The 15,158-nt window shown below is 64.0% G+C and carries 11 protein-coding genes; 8 read left to right on the top strand and 3 right to left on the bottom strand.

Annotated features, from left to right (window positions below):
• Positions 1-60 precede the first annotated feature (60 nt).
• The 3 genes from uvrB to J7E82_RS05125 all read left to right on the top strand — a co-directional run bounded on the left by uvrB (position 61) and on the right by J7E82_RS05125 (position 5,006).
• Positions 61-2,160 (top strand): excinuclease ABC subunit UvrB, encoded by a 2,100-nt coding sequence (gene uvrB / locus J7E82_RS05135; protein WP_214861110.1) that lies wholly within the window; start codon positions 61-63, stop codon positions 2,158-2,160.
• Between the two features lie 166 nt (positions 2,161-2,326).
• Positions 2,327-3,355 carry a TerC family protein gene (locus J7E82_RS05130; RefSeq protein ID WP_214861108.1) on the top strand — a complete coding sequence of 343 codons (1,029 nt, stop codon included), beginning with the start codon at positions 2,327-2,329 and terminating at the stop codon, positions 3,353-3,355.
• 142 nt (positions 3,356-3,497) lie between these two features.
• Positions 3,498-5,006 (top strand): MFS transporter, encoded by a 1,509-nt coding sequence (locus J7E82_RS05125; protein ID WP_214861107.1) that lies wholly within the window; start codon positions 3,498-3,500, stop codon positions 5,004-5,006.
• Positions 5,007-5,030: 24 nt separating this feature from the next.
• Here J7E82_RS05125 and J7E82_RS05120 read toward each other — a convergent pair whose 3' ends face one another.
• Genes J7E82_RS05120 through J7E82_RS05110 form a run of 3 tightly spaced genes read right to left on the bottom strand, consistent with a single transcriptional unit; the run spans position 5,031 to position 9,450 of the window.
• Entirely contained in the window at positions 5,031-6,362 is a 1,332-nt protein-coding gene (locus J7E82_RS05120) for an alpha/beta fold hydrolase (protein WP_214861105.1), read from the bottom strand.
• Positions 6,355-6,855, bottom strand: a complete 501-nt coding sequence (locus J7E82_RS05115) for a GNAT family N-acetyltransferase (RefSeq protein WP_214861104.1) — start codon at positions 6,853-6,855, stop codon at positions 6,355-6,357. The genes J7E82_RS05120 and J7E82_RS05115 overlap by 8 nt, the downstream gene beginning before the upstream one ends.
• A 48-nt stretch (positions 6,856-6,903) precedes the next feature.
• The gene (locus tag J7E82_RS05110) at positions 6,904-9,450 is read right to left on the bottom strand and encodes an RNA helicase (protein ID WP_214861102.1); all 2,547 of its coding nucleotides are present in this window, start codon (positions 9,448-9,450) and stop codon (positions 6,904-6,906) included.
• Positions 9,451-9,527: 77 nt separating this feature from the next.
• Here J7E82_RS05110 and J7E82_RS05105 point away from each other — a divergent pair, with 77 nt between their 5' ends.
• From J7E82_RS05105 to J7E82_RS05085, 5 genes are all read left to right on the top strand, one after another.
• Positions 9,528-10,316, top strand: a complete 789-nt coding sequence (locus J7E82_RS05105; protein ID WP_214861100.1) for a trans-aconitate 2-methyltransferase — start codon at positions 9,528-9,530, stop codon at positions 10,314-10,316.
• Positions 10,313-10,693, top strand: coding sequence for a GntR family transcriptional regulator (locus J7E82_RS05100; RefSeq protein WP_214861098.1), 381 nt, complete (start codon positions 10,313-10,315; stop codon positions 10,691-10,693). The genes J7E82_RS05105 and J7E82_RS05100 overlap by 4 nt, the downstream gene beginning before the upstream one ends.
• A 61-nt stretch (positions 10,694-10,754) precedes the next feature.
• Complete coding sequence (gene uvrA / locus J7E82_RS05095; RefSeq protein ID WP_214861096.1) at positions 10,755-13,682, top strand: excinuclease ABC subunit UvrA; 2,928 nt, start codon at positions 10,755-10,757, stop codon at positions 13,680-13,682.
• A gap of 99 nt (positions 13,683-13,781) precedes the next feature.
• Positions 13,782-14,498, top strand: coding sequence for an HAD hydrolase-like protein (locus tag J7E82_RS05090; protein WP_214861094.1), 717 nt, complete (start codon positions 13,782-13,784; stop codon positions 14,496-14,498).
• On the top strand, positions 14,485-15,153 hold the full coding sequence (locus J7E82_RS05085; protein ID WP_214861092.1) for a 1-acyl-sn-glycerol-3-phosphate acyltransferase: 669 nt from the start codon (positions 14,485-14,487) through the stop codon (positions 15,151-15,153). The genes J7E82_RS05090 and J7E82_RS05085 overlap by 14 nt, the downstream gene beginning before the upstream one ends.
• The last annotated feature ends 5 nt before the right edge of the window (positions 15,154-15,158 follow it).

Raw genomic sequence — 15,158 nt, 5'->3', positions numbered from 1 at the left:
CCCCCAAGTGCGGCCCAATTCAGGACAGCGGCTGTCCTCGGCAGGTTGTAGATTGGAGCCATGAGCCTTGCCCAGGAGATCAACCGTGTCGTCGCGCCGTTCGAGGTTGTCAGCGATTACCAGCCGGCGGGTGACCAGCCGGCGGCCATTGCCGAGCTGACAGAACGCATTAAGAACGGTGAAAAGGACGTGGTCCTGCTTGGGGCCACCGGCACCGGAAAAAGCGCAACCACTGCCTGGCTGATCGAGCAGGTGCAGCGCCCCACCCTGGTCATGGTCCAGAACAAGACCCTGGCCGCGCAGCTGGCCAATGAATTCCGGGAGCTGCTGCCGAATAACGCAGTAGAGTACTTCGTCTCCTACTACGACTATTACCAGCCGGAGGCCTACGTTCCCCAGACGGACACCTTCATCGAGAAGGACTCGTCCATCAATGAGGAAGTCGAGCGGCTCAGGCATTCGGCCACCAACGCCCTCCTGACCCGCAGGGACGTCGTAGTGGTCGCTACCGTGTCCTGCATCTACGGTCTGGGCACGCCGGAGGAATACATTGCCGGGATGGTGACCCTGAGCCGCGGCGCCGAAATGAACCGGGACGACCTCCTGCGCAAGTTCGTGTCCATGCAGTACGTCCGGAACGACATGGACTTCCACCGCGGCACGTTCCGGGTGCGTGGAGACACGGTGGAAATCATCCCGATGTATGAGGAACTCGCCCTCCGGATCGAATTCTTTGGCGACGAGATCGAGAACATCTACACGCTCCACCCGGTCACTGGAGAGGTCATCCGGGAAGAAACCGAGATGTACGTCTTCCCGGCGTCGCACTATGTCGCCGGGCCGGAACGGATGAGCCGGGCCATCACCGCGATCGAAGATGAACTAGCCGAGCGGCTCAAGGTGCTGGAGGGCCAGAACAAGCTCGTCGAGGCCCAGCGCCTGCGAATGCGCACCACCTACGACCTCGAGATGATGCAGCAGATGGGTTTCTGCAACGGCATCGAGAACTATTCCCGGCACATCGACGGGCGCCCGTCCGGCTCGGCACCACACTGCCTCCTGGACTACTTCCCTGACGACTTCCTGCTGGTCATCGACGAATCCCATGCGACGGTGCCGCAGATCGGCGCGATGTACGAGGGCGACATGTCCCGCAAGCGCACCCTGGTGGACCACGGGTTCCGGCTTCCCTCCGCCATGGACAACCGGCCGCTGAAGTGGGACGAGTTCCTGGAGAGGATCGGCCAGACCGTCTACCTTTCGGCCACCCCGGGCAAGTACGAACTCGGCAAGGCCGACGGCTTCGTGCAGCAGATCATCCGCCCCACCGGCCTCATCGACCCCGAAGTCATCGTCAAACCCACCAAGGGACAGATCGATGACCTCCTTGGTGAGATCCGCCTCCGCACCGAGCGGAACGAGCGGGTCCTCGTCACCACCCTGACCAAGCGCATGGCCGAGGACCTCACGGACTACCTCCTGGGACACGGGATCAAGGTCCAGTACCTGCACTCCGACGTCGACACCCTCCGCCGCGTCGAACTCCTGCGTGAGCTGCGCCTGGGCACCTTCGACGTCCTCGTGGGCATCAACCTCCTCCGTGAAGGACTGGACCTTCCCGAGGTCTCCCTCGTCAGCATCCTGGATGCCGACAAGGAGGGCTTCCTCCGTTCGGGCACCTCGCTCATCCAGACAATTGGCCGCGCGGCCCGAAACGTTTCCGGCCAGGTCCATATGTACGCGGACCGCATCACCGATTCCATGGCGCACGCCATTGAGGAGACCAATCGCCGGCGGGCGATCCAGGTGAAGTACAACACGGAGCATGGAATTGATCCCCAGCCGCTGCGCAAGAAAATTGCGGATATCACCGATCAGCTGGCCCGCGAGGATGCCGATACCCAGGAGCTCCTGAACAACAATCGGCTTGCGAAGGGCGGCAGGCGCACGTCCTCCGGAGCCAAGGGCGGTGCCAGTGTACGCGCCGATGGCCTGGCTGCTGCTCCCGCGGAGGATCTCGTCTCGCTGATAGAACAGCTCACCGAGCAGATGCACGGCGCGGCGGCGGAATTGCAGTTCGAAGTCGCCGCACGCCTGCGTGACGAAGTCGGAGAATTGAAGCGTGAACTGAGGCAGATGCAGTCCGCAGGGCATGCCTAAGGTAAAGTGTTGGTCACGTAGGGGAGTATCCCAAGCGCTACGTCCGTCAACACGCAAGGCACAGATGCCTCGCCGGGCGCAGCGGGCAGCCGTTTCAGTACAGAAGTGCGCAGGCTAGCCGGAGAGACTTACACCAGTTCCGCGCACCCTGCGAAAGGCCTTTTAAGTGCAACTTCCCGTCTGGTTTGAAATCGGCTCGTTTGTGGCCCTGGGCGTCATACTTTTGATCGACCTTCTGCTGGTGGTGAAAAGACCGCACGAGCCCTCCATGAAGGAAGCCGGCCTGTGGGTGGCTTTTTACGTGGCCCTGGCCATGGTCTTCGCCGTGGCCATGTTCGGCTTCGCCGGTCCCGAGTACGGCGGTCAGTTCATCGCCGGCTGGGTAACCGAATACAGCCTGAGCATCGACAACCTCTTCGTTTTCATCATCATCATGGCCCGCTTTGCCGTGCCCCGTAAGTACCAGCAGGAAGTGCTGATGGTGGGCATCATCATCGCCCTGGTCCTGCGCGGCATCTTCATCGCCCTGGGCGCCGTCGTGATCGAGCAGTTCAGCTGGGTCTTCTACATCTTCGGAGCCTTCCTGCTGTGGACCGCCTGGAAGCAGGCCAAGGACGAAGGTGAAGACGAGGAAGAAGGCGCTGAGAACAAGCTCGTAGCGAGGCTCCGCAAGGTCGTGCCCATGTCGGAGAAGTTCGACGGCGGCAAGCTGCGTACTACTGTGGACGGCAAGAAGGTCTTCACCCCCATGCTGATCGTCTTCGTGACTATCGGCATGACTGACCTGCTGTTCGCCGTCGACTCGATTCCCGCGATCTTCGGCCTTACGCAGAGCGCGTTCATCGTCTTCACCGCTAACATCTTCGCCCTCATGGGCCTCCGACAGCTGTACTTCCTGCTCGGGGGACTGATGAACCGCCTCATCTACCTCAAGCACGCTCTCTCCGTGATCCTGGCCTTCATCGGCGTCAAGCTTGTCCTGCACGCCATGCACGTCAACGAGCTGCCGTTCATCAACAACGGCCAGCACATCGAGTGGGCTCCGGAGATCCCCACCTTCGTATCCCTGGCAGTCATCGTCGGCACCATCCTGGTGGCCGTTGTCGCCAGCCTCATGACCCCGGCCGCCCAGCGGTCCAAGCTCGACGCAAGGCTCGAGGAAGATTCCCGCAAGAGCTACAGCGACGCCGAGTAGGCGCCGCACCACCCAGTAGCAATTCGCAGGCAACCCTGGCCACTTTTGGCCGGGGTTGCCTGCTTTTGTGGAGCTGGTCAGGTGGTGGGGCCGGTTCGGGCGAACCCTGTTTGCACCGTCCCCACAGGACTATGCTCTGAGGATGGCAACCACGTCCCGGGCGCTGCCGCAGGTGAGGCAGGTACAGCGGCGCACCGTAATATTTCTGGGGTCTGCCCAGCTGCTTAGCGGCATCGGAACCGGTGTAACCGTGTCAATCGGATCCCTGCTGGCCGTTGAACTCTCCGGCTCCGAGGCCTGGGCCGGCTCCGTGGCCACCTTGATGACGCTCGCCGCGGCACTCGCGGCCCTGCCGCTGGCCTCCCTGGCAGACCGCCGGGGCCGCCGGATCGGCCTCGTCACCGGCCTCACTTCCGCCCTTGCGGGTGCCCTGCTGATGATCCTCTCCGTGGTCACCGGCTTCTTTGTCCTGCTGATCCTCGGCGCAGCAGGAGTGGGAGTGGGTACCGCCGCCAACCTTCAGGCCCGCTTCGCCGCCGTCGACCTCGCGGACCCCGAACACCGCGGTCGCTCCCTGTCCGCTGTCGTCTGGGCCATCACCATCGGGGCCGTGGCAGGACCCAACCTGGTCCAGCCCGGCGCCGTCGTAGGGCAGGCCCTTGGCCTCCCGGCCATCGCGGGACCCTTTGTGATTTCCGCCGCCGGGCTGTTCCTCTCCTGTGTGCTGCTGCTCGCGGGACTACGGCCGGATCCCCTCCTCCTGTCGAGGGAACTCGCGGTGGCCGAACTGTCCGCCCGGGCAGGAGGCCCCGCACAGCCCGGAGCCGCTCCCGGAGCCTCCCCGGAAAGCCCCGGGAAGCTGGATCAGATCCTCCGGGCTTCCAGTACTGTGCAGCCCGACATACTGCAGCCGGGCTTACAACAGCCAGTCACTCAGGCCTCCGCTCAGGCCCCAGCACAACATGCCCCCGCACAGCATCCGCTGGCAAGGAGGGGAGCCCTGGTTCGCGGCCTGCAGGCCGCTCGAGGTTCCCGGCAGGCAATGCTGGCCCTTGCCGCCATCATCGGGGCACACGGGATCATGGTCGCCATCATGTCCATGACGCCGCTACACTTGCAGGCACTTGTGGACGGGCCCGGTGCGAGCCACGCCGGCCACGTAGGTGCAGACACCCTGGTGATCATCGGCTTCACCATTTCGCTCCACATTGCGGGGATGTTCGCCCTGTCTCCCGTCATGGGCTTGCTGACGGACAAAGCAGGGCGAACCCAGACGATTGCCTTGGGCTACGTCACGCTGCTCGCCGCGGTCCTGGTGGCGGGCTTCGGGCAGGGCTCGACGGCGGCCGTCGCCACCGGGCTGGTACTGCTCGGCCTGGGCTGGTCGGCAGCAAACATTTCCGGGTCCACCCTGCTGGCCGAGAGTGTCCGGCAGGAAGACCGGGTTGTGGTGCAGGGTGTTTCGGACATGCTCATGGGCGCTGCCGGGGCGGTCGGCGGCGCTTTCTCCGGGCTGGTCCTGAGCTGGGTGGGCTACCAGGGACTCAATATGGCCGGCGGCCTTGTCGGCGCGGCGGTGCTGGCTGCCGCCGTCGTCGCACTCCTTGCCAGCCGCGCACGCAAGGCGAGCCCTACCCAGCAACCGGGATAAGCTTTAGCGGCTGTCCCGCCGCCATCAGGCTCCGGGGGTGCCCTTGACGCCGGTCATACCGAGCAGTCGCACAAAGATGCCCTCGCCGTCGTCGGCTATTCCGTCGTGGTGGAAATCGCCGGTGGCCCAGGCGCGGAGCCCCCGGACGGCCGCTGCGGTCTGCATCGACAGGGTGTAGTCGACATAGATGTCATCCTTATAGACGGCCGCCGCGACAGGGACGTCGTTAGCTGCCAGCTGGATGGTGTCGTAGAGCGGCTTCCAGTCGTCCTTGGCGGCAAGCAACTCGGCCACCTCGCGCAGGGGCTCAAGCGCGGGATCCTGTTCGAAATACCACGGGTACACCATTTCCCCGGTAAGGAGCGGTTCAGCAGCGTCCGGCCGGAACTCGGGGAACTCCTCCAGCATCCGCCATGCGGCCCAGCGGGTCGCCTCGCCCTGGCCATAAATGGATTCGTGCATCACGGCGTAGAGCGGATTGGACATGCGGGCCACTTGGCTGCGGACCTGCTCCAGGAAGGCATCCGACAGGCGCTCTCCGTTGCTCGTCTCAACGAAGGCGTCTTCCAGCAGGTTGTGGAGGGCATGGATCCGGGTGTTGCCGCCGAGGTATGAGCCCAGCATTTGGAAGCGCTCCACCGTCAGCCGACCGCCGTCGGGCAGGTGCTCCTCGACGGCCGCCAAGTGCCGCGCAATGCGCGTGACGAGTGCACGGTCCTCCGGATACAAGGTGAAGTATTCGCGGTTTCGGCGGGCGACGCGTTGGAAAGTGGCACGGTAGACGTCGTCCGCTGGTCCCGTCAGGGGAGCCAGCCCGCCGGTGATGAGCACCCGTTCCAGGCCCTCGGGGGCGAAGGACAGGTAGCTCAGGGCGCAGAAGCCCCCGTAACTCTGCCCGTAGACGGTCCAGGGTCCGGAGCCGAGAGCCGTGCGAATGAGTTCGGCGTCGTGCACGATCGAGTCGGCCCGGAAGTGCTGCAGGTAGGCGGCCTGCTCCAATGCGTCGCCCCGCAGGGGCAGGGTTTTCCGATCAGCGGGCGAAGAGAGGCCGGTGCCGCGCTGGTCCAGCATCAGGATCCGGAAGTCCCGCGCCGCCGCCTTCATCCAGCCCGACAGGGAGGACACGCGGTTGCCACGGCCGCCCGGTCCGCCTTGGAGGTACAGGAGCCAGGGCAGTCGATCAGCAGCTTCCGCGCTGTGGTCCGCGGAGGAGTATTCCCTCGCAAAGACGGTGATGGTCTCTCCGCCGGGATTGTCGTAGTCCAGCGGGACGGTGAAGAAATGCTCCGTGCTTCGCAGTCCCCGGAAGTTGCGGCTGGCGCCTCTCCGGTGAACGACCGTCGCCGTTTCAGCCATGGGTCCCGACCCTGTCGCTCGTTCCGAACTCAGCCAAGGCCTCGCCCGTGAGCCGGAATGTTGACCATTCGTCCATGGCGAAAGCTCCGAGCTTCCTGTAGAAGTCGATGGAGGGCTCGTTCCAGTCCAGCACGCTCCACTCGACACGGGCGTAGCCGCGTTCGACGGCGGTGGCGGCCAGGTGCTGCAGCAGCGCCTTGCCGTGGCCCTCGCCCCGCCCGGACGGAGTCACGTAGAGGTCTTCGAGGTAGATGCCGTGGACGCCTTCCCAGGTGGAGTAGTTGAGGAACCACAAGGCAAAGCCCTGAACTTCTCCGGCGTCGTTCTCCGCAAGGTGGGCGTAGACGCGGGGGTTGTCGCCGAAGAGCACTCCTGCGAGCATCTCCGGCGTGTTCCGTACGGCATCGGGCTCTTTTTCATAGACCGCGAGCTCGTGGATCATTGCCAGGATCGTCGGGACATCTTCGATGGTTGCAGGACGGATTACGCTCATGGTTCGAGCTTACTAGTGGCGGCCTGGGCGACGGTTTAGGGCAACGGCCTAGAGCCTGTTGACCGCCGTGACCGTCACAACCGCGGTGCCCGTCTCGTCAGAGGCCGCAAGATCCACATCTGCCGAGATGCCCCAGTCATGGTTTCCCGCTGGATCGTCGAAGATCTGCCGCACCCGCCAGATTCCGGGCTCTTCGTTGATGATGAGCAGGCCGGGCCCACGGGCGTCGGGTCCGGTGCCGATGTCATCGTGCTCGTCGAAGTAATCGTCCAGCGCATCTTCCCAGCGTTCCGCGTCCCAGCCGTTGTCGGCGTCGAGCTCGCCCAGCGCTGCGGAGTCCTCGTCGGCGAAAAGCTCCACCCGCCGAAACATTTCGTTCCGGACCATTACGCGGAACGCGCGAATGTTGGAGGTGAGCGACGGCGGCGGGGGAGGCGGCGCATCATGGGGAGTCGGTGCTGCACCGGAGGTCAGTTCCTCCCACTCGTCCAGGAGGCTGGAGTCCACCTGGCGGACCAGCTCGCCGAGCCAGGCCACGAGGTCTTCAAGGTCTTCGCGCAGGGCGTCCTGAGGCACGGTCTGGCGCAGCGCCTTAAAGCCGTCCGCGAGATAGCGAAGGACGATCCCTTCGGACCGGGCCAGGCCGTAGAACTGGACGAATTCGCCGAAGTTCATGGCGCGCTCGTACATGTCACGAATGATCGACTTGGGAGCGAGCTCGAAGTCGCCCACCCACGGCGCGGCCTTGCGATACACCTCAAAGGCTTCGCCGAGGATCCCGGCCAGCGGCTGGGGGTAGCTCACCTCATCGAGCATGGCCATGCGCTGGTCGTAGTCGATCCCGTCAGCCTTCATGGCCGCCACGGCTTCGCCGCGGGCCTTCTTCTGCTGTGCGGACAGGATCTGGCGGGGCTTCTCCAGCGTGGCCTCGATGACGGAGACGACGTCGAGGGCGTACGACGGCGACTCCGGGTCCAGCAGTTCCAGGGCCGCGAGGGCGAACGGTGACAGGGGCTGGTTCAAGGCGAAGTTGGGCTGCAGGTGAACAGTGAGGCGGACGGTCCGGCCGTCCTCGCCCTGCTCACGGGGCGGTATCCGCTCCACAACCCCGGCGGCGAGCAGCTCCCGGTAGATGGCGAGGGCCTTCTTCATCAGGCGAAGCTGGGAGGCGCGCGGCTCGTGGTTTTCGGTCAGGAGCCGCCGGGCAGCGGTGAAGGGGTCGCCCGGCCGTTCCATGAGGTTCATCAGCATGGCGTGCGTGACCGTGAAGCTGGAGGTCAGCGGCTCCGGGACGGATTCAACGAGGCGGTTGAAGGTGGGCTGGCCCCACGAAACGAACCCTTCGGGCGGCTTCTTGCGGACAACCTGGCGGAGTTTCTTCTGGTCGTTGCCGAACTTGGCAGTCGCCTTCGCCATGGCTTTCGCGTTCTCGACGACGTGCTCCGGAGCCTGGACAACCACGGTCCCCGCGGTGTCGTAACCGGCGCGTCCGGCCCGGCCTGCGATCTGGTGGAATTCGCGCGAATTCAAGAGCCGCGTCCGAACGCCGTCGTACTTGCTCAGCGCCGTGAGGAGCACGGTGCGAATAGGGACGTTGATGCCTACGCCGAGGGTATCCGTGCCGCAGATGACCTTCAGGAGTCCTGCCTGGGCGAGCTGTTCCACCAAGCGGCGATACTTGGGCAGCATGCCGGCATGGTGCACCCCGATGCCGTGGCGGACCAGCCTGTTCAGCGTCTTCCCGAAACCGGCCGCAAAACGGAAGCCTGCGATGAGTTCGGCGATTCGGTCCTTTTCTTCCCGCGTGCACATGTTGATGCTCATCAGGTTCTGGGCCCGCTCGATTGCTTCGGCCTGGCTGAAGTGCACCACGTAGACGGGTACCTGCCGGGTAGTCAGCAGCTCCTCCAGCGTTTCGTGGACCGGCGTCTCCTGGAAGTAGTAGTGCAGGGGGATGGGCCGCTCGGCCGAGCTGACCGTGACCGTGGGCCGGCCCGTGAGCGAGGTGAGTCCTTCCTCGAAACGGCTGACATCGCCCAAGGTTGCCGACATGAGGAGGAACTGGGCCTGTGGCAGCTCCAGCAGGGGCACCTGCCAGGCCCAGCCGCGCTGCGGGTCTGAGTAGAAGTGGAATTCGTCCATGATGACGGCACCAAGTTCCGCCTGCGCACCTTCCCGAAGGGCGGTGTTGGCCAGGATTTCGGCCGTACAGCAGATGATGGGCGCGTCCTGGTTGACTCCGGAATCGCCGGTGATCATGCCGACGTTCTCGGCCCCGAAAATGTCGCACAACGCAAAGAACTTCTCGGAGACCAGGGCCTTGATAGGCGCTGTGTAGTAGCTGCGCCGCCCCGAGGCCATGGCTTCGAAGTGTGCAGCGATCGCGACGAGGGATTTTCCGGAACCGGTGGGCGTCGCCAGGATTACGTTGGCGCCGGAGCACAGCTCGATGATCGCTTCGTCCTGCGCCGGATAGAGCTGGAGCCCGCGGCTGTCCGTCCATTCCACGAATCGGGTGTAGATATCGTCGGGGTCGACGCGGCGGGAGGCTGTTCCGCCGTCGGAGAGTCCGGCAAGCTGCTCAAGAAGTTTCATTGCTTCCCAGCTTAGTGCCGCCCGGCTCCGGGTAAGCTCGGCTCAGCTTTGTGTAAGAGATCAACACAGGAGGAATCGTGAAGTGGGACGCGGCCAAGTATGTCGAATTCGGCGATCACCGGGACCGGCCGTTCCATGACCTCGTTGCCCGCATTGCGGCGTCGGAACCGGAGCTCGTGGTGGACCTGGGCTGCGGTCCGGGAAACCTCACCGCAACGCTGGCGGAGCGCTGGCCGAAGGCCCGTGTCATGGGCCTGGATTCCTCCGCCGAAATGCTCAGCCGGAGCGAGCGGCATGCCAACACCTATGAGAACCTCCACTTCGTTGAAGCCGACATTGCGGATTGGGTGCCGGACGAGGCCACGGATGTCGTGGTGACCAATGCCGCCCTCCAGTGGGTCCCCGGGCACCTCGAACTGCTGTCCGGCTGGCTTCGCGCACTCCGGCCGGGCGCCTGGTTCGCGCTTCAGGTTCCCGGAAACTTTGATGCCCCCTCGCATGCCCTTATGAGGCAGCTGGCGGGGTCGCCGGAGTGGTCCGACAAGCTGGCCGATGTCCTGCGCCATGACGATGCTGTGGGAACGCCTCTCCAGTACCTGGAGGTTATGCTCGACGCCGGCTGCGACGCCGACACCTGGGAGACCGTGTATTACCAGGTCCTGCCGGGAGAGAACGCCGTGCTCGAATGGGTGCGCAGTACGGCGCTGAGGCCTGTACTCGGTGCTTTGTCCGACGCTGACGCGACGCGGTTTGAAGAGGAGTATGCGCGGCTGCTCCGCGATGCCTACCCTCAAAACGAGTGGGGAACGCCCTTTCCGTTCCGGCGGATCTTCGCCGTTGCCCGGAAGGATGGAGCGCGCCAGTGAACGGCGAGGCAGTTTTCCCGGCGTCGTGGCGGCCCAATGTGTCCAGCAGCGTCCCTTTGTTCGAGCAGCTCAGGCTCCGGATCATCGAACTCACAGATAACGGCATGCTGCCGCCCGGAACCCGGCTGCCCGCCGTTCGCAGCCTCGCCGGCCAACTTGAAGTGGCACCCCACACGGTGGCCAGGGCCTACAAGGAGCTGGAGGCCGCCGGGATCGTTCAGACGCGGGGCCGGCACGGCACGGTCGTGAGTGCACGAGACGAGAGGTGGAGCGCCCTTGCCGCCGCTGCGGCAGAGTATGCGGCGGCGGCAAAGGCCCAGGGTGCGAATTTTGCCGAAGCCGTCCACCTGCTGGCGGCAGCCTACGACGCGGAATAGCAAGCGGGCGCCGTGACATGGCTCATGGAAATTCGAAGAAGTTTTCGATTAGCATTAGGGGGTGCCCAAAGCCGTAGCTGAACACCCAGACCTCGATGCCAGCAAGATAGTTTCCGCCCTCCAGCCCCTGACCCCGATCAGGCACGACCTCTCCAGGCTAGTGGTCAAGGGCGCGCGCGAACACAACCTCCGCAACGTTGACCTGGACCTTCCCCGTGACGCGATGATCGTGTTTACGGGATTGTCCGGCTCCGGCAAGTCCTCCCTGGCCTTTGACACTATCTTCGCCGAAGGCCAGCGCCGTTACGTCGAATCGCTTTCTGCTTACGCTCGGCAGTTCCTGGGCCAGGTGGACAAGCCCGACGTCGACTTCATCGAGGGTCTTTCCCCTGCGGTCTCCATCGACCAGAAGTCCACCAGTAAGAACCCGCGCTCCACGGTGGGCACCATCACCGAGATTTATGACTACATGCGTCTGCTCTGGGCCCGGGTGGGCCGGCCCCACTGCCCGGAATGCGGTGAGCCCATCGCCCGCCAGACGCCACAGCAAATCGTCGACCAACTGTTGGAGCTCGACGCCGGAACGCGGTTCCAGGTCCTCGCCCCGGTGGTGCGCGGCCGGAAGGGCGAATTCGCCGAGCTCTTCAAGGAACTGACATCCAAGGGGTACTCGCGGGCACGGGTCGACGGAGAGCTGGTACAACTCAGTGATCCGCCCAAGCTCGGGAAGCAGTTCAAGCACACCATTGAAGTAGTGGTAGACCGGCTTGTGGTCAAGGAAGGCATCAGCCAGCGGCTGACCGACTCCATCGAAACGGCCCTGGGCCTTGCCGAAGGCCGTGTGCTCGCGGAATTCGTCGACGTCGATGCCGACTCGCCCGAACGGATCCGTGCCTTCTCGGAAAACCTCGCCTGCCCCAACGAACACCCGCTGGCCATCGACGAGATCGAGCCGCGGTCCTTCTCCTTCAACAACCCCTTCGGCGCCTGCTCGGCCTGTAGCGGCATTGGCACCAAACTTGAGGTCGACGAGGACCTCGTTATTCCGAACACCGAGCTTTCCCTGGCCGAGGGAGCCATTGCACCCTGGTCGCTGGGCACCGCCACCACCGAGTACTGGAACAGGCTCCTGGAAGGGCTGGCCATGGAACTCGGTTTCTCCATGGACACTCCATGGGAGAAACTGCCGCGGGAGGTCCAGCAAACCGTGCTTCATGGCAAGGACCACAAAGTGGTTGTGCAGTACCGCAACCGCTTTGGTCGGGAACGGAAATACAGCACCGGGTTCGAAGGCGCCATTCAGTATGTGCACCGCAAGCACGGCGAAACCGACTCAGACTGGGCCCGTGACCGCTATGAGGAATACATGCGGCAGGTTCCCTGCCCGGCATGCAACGGTGCGCGCCTGAATCCAGCGTCTTTGTCAGTGCTGCTCAACGGCAAGTCGATTGCTGAGGTTTCGGCCCTTCCCATGCGCGACTGCGCGGAATTCCTGGGAACGCTGACGCTCACGGACCGTGAAACGCAGATCGCCCACCAGGTCCTCAAGGAAATCCAGGCGCGCCTGACCTTCCTCCTCGACGTCGGACTCGAGTACCTGAACCTCGAGCGGCCGTCCGGAACCCTGTCCGGCGGGGAAGCCCAGCGCATCCGGCTGGCGACGCAGATCGGTTCCGGCCTGGTGGGCGTCCTCTATGTTCTCGACGAGCCGTCCATCGGTCTGCACCAGCGCGACAATCGCCGCCTTATTGAGACACTCACCCGACTAAGGGACCTTGGAAACACCCTGATCGTGGTTGAACACGATGAGGACACCATCCACGAGGCCGACTGGATCGTGGACATCGGACCGGGGGCCGGCGAGCACGGCGGCGAAGTAGTCCATTCGGGCACGTACAAGGAACTCCTGGACAACCCCCGCTCCCTGACCGGGGATTACCTGTCCGGGCGCCGCAGCATCGAACTGCCCAAGAAGCGCCGGAAGTACGACAAAAAGCGTGAGCTCAAAGTCATCGGCGCCCGGGAAAACAACCTCACCAACGTGGATGCCACCTTCCCGCTGGGCCTCTTCACTGCCGTCACCGGCGTCAGCGGCTCCGGAAAATCCACTCTGGTCAACGAGATCCTTTATAAGGTCCTGGCCAACAAGCTCAACGGCGCCAAGCAGGTCGCCGGGCGGCACAAGTCTGTCCAGGGCCTTGAACACCTGGACAAAGTGGTCCACGTTGACCAGAGCCCCATTGGCCGTACTCCAAGATCCAACCCGGCCACCTACACCGGCGTCTTTGACAACATTCGTAAGCTCTTCGCCGAGACCACCGAAGCCAAAGTCCGTGGTTACCAGCCGGGCAGGTTTTCCTTCAACGTCAAGGGCGGCCGCTGCGAAGCGTGCTCCGGTGACGGCACACTGAAGATCGAGATGAACTTCCTCCCGGACGTCTATGTTCCGTGTGAGGTTTGCCACGGTGCCCGGTACAACCGGGAGACACTGGAGGTCCACTACAAAGGCAAGACCATCGCGGACGTCCTGAACATGCCCATTGAGGAAGCGGCGGAGTTCTTCGCGGCATTCACTCCCATTGCCCGGCACCTTAATACACTCGTGGACGTCGGGCTGGGCTATGTCCGCCTCGGCCAGCCCGCCACAACCCTGTCCGGCGGCGAAGCCCAGCGTGTGAAGCTTGCCTCTGAGCTGCAGAAGCGCTCCAACGGCCGCAGCGTGTACGTGCTTGATGAGCCCACTACCGGCCTGCACTTTGAGGACATCAGGAAGCTCCTGCAAGTGCTGCAGGGCCTCGTGGACAAGGGGAACACCGTGATCACCATTGAGCACAACCTGGACGTGATCAAGTCGGCAGACTGGATCGTGGACCTGGGACCCAACGGCGGTTCGGGCGGCGGAAGGATCGTCGCCTCGGGAACTCCGGAGCAGGTAGCCAAGTCCACTGAGAGCCATACAGCCGTATTCCTCGCGGAGATCCTGGACTGATTGGTGCTCCCTCCCGTTCAGGATCCCGCGTTTCGCTGAAATATTCCTGTAACGGCATGTGAGTTTCAGGCAGCAGTCGACTCGTGAGAAACTAACCCGGTGACTCAAACAACGGTGCCCGTAATCTTCGATCTGGACGGCACTCTTGTCGATCCGGCCGGCGGCATAACGGGGGGCATAGCCTCGGCCCTGGAGTCGATGGACCTCCCTGTTCCCCACCACTCAGTCCTCGACGCCATGGTGGGACCAAAGCTCAGCGACTCACTGCTGCACCTGGCGCAGGTTCCTGCAGAGCTCGTGGATGAAGCCATAGCCCGCTACCGCAGCTACTACCGCTCCACGGGCATTGCCCAAGGACAGGTCTATCCGGGGATTCGTGGCCTCCTTGAACACTTTGGCAAGACCGGCAGGCCGGTTGCCGTGGCAACCCAGAAGCCGCAGGGCCTCGCCCGGGTGGTCCTGGAGCACCACGGGATCGCAGGGTTCTTCGCCACCATCCGGGGCGCCTCGGATGACGAAACCATTGCTGCCAACACTGCCCCCGGCAAGACGGAGATCGTGGGCGCTGCGCTGGCGGACTTGGATTCCCAGCCTGCCGTGATGGTGGGAGACCGGCACCAGGATGTCGCCGGCGCCATGGCCAACGGACTGGACTGCATCGGGGTCAGCTGGGGATTCGCTCCGGAGGGCGAGCTCGAAACGGCCGGTGCAATCGCCGTCGTCGGAACCGCTGCGGAGTTGCTGGCAAAAATCGAAGAACTTGACGCTGTCCGCGCGGCGGCCCTGAGCGAGGTAACCAACGATGGCAGTCTTTGACGCAGTCCGCTGGACAACCCGTGGACTGATTTCCGGCAGCTGCCGGCCCACCGTCATCGGGCTTGAAAACGTCCCGACGGAAGGGCCCTTCATCGTGGCGCCCAACCACCTGTCCTTTCTTGACAGCGTGATTGTCCAGGCCCTCATGCCCCGCCCGGTGGCTTTCTTCGCCAAGGCCGAATACTTCACCACCAAGGGCATCAAAGGCGCGTTCATGAAGACCTTCTTCGAGGCGGTGGGCTCCATCCCCGTGGAGCGCGGCGAGCAGGCAGCCAGCGTCCAGGCGCTCAAGACCCTGCTGGACATCCTCGAGTCCGGCAAGGGCGTCGGCATCTACCCCGAAGGCACGCGATCCCGGGATGGCATCCTCTACCGAGGGCGGACCGGCGTGGGTTGGCTCGCCCTGACCACGGGCGCCCCGGTGATCCCCGTGGGACTCATCGGCACGGAGAAGCTGCAGCCTGCCGACCGTAACGCCGTCCGTCCGCAGCACTTCACCATGAAGGTGGGCGAGCCCCTTTACTTCGAGAAGACCGGCCCGGACCACTCCCTGCCCGCCAGGCGCCAGGTCACAGACAGGATCATGGACGCCATTGCCGCGCTCAGCGGCCAGGAGCGGTCCACCAGCTACAACCAGAGCAAGTCGGCCGAATGAAGCAC

It is taken from the genome of Arthrobacter sp. ISL-30, from assembly GCF_018613855.1.
Classification (GTDB): domain Bacteria; phylum Actinomycetota; class Actinomycetes; order Actinomycetales; family Micrococcaceae; genus Arthrobacter.
Note: the sequence above shows the minus strand (reverse complement) of the source record. Positions and strands in the feature narration are given on the sequence as shown.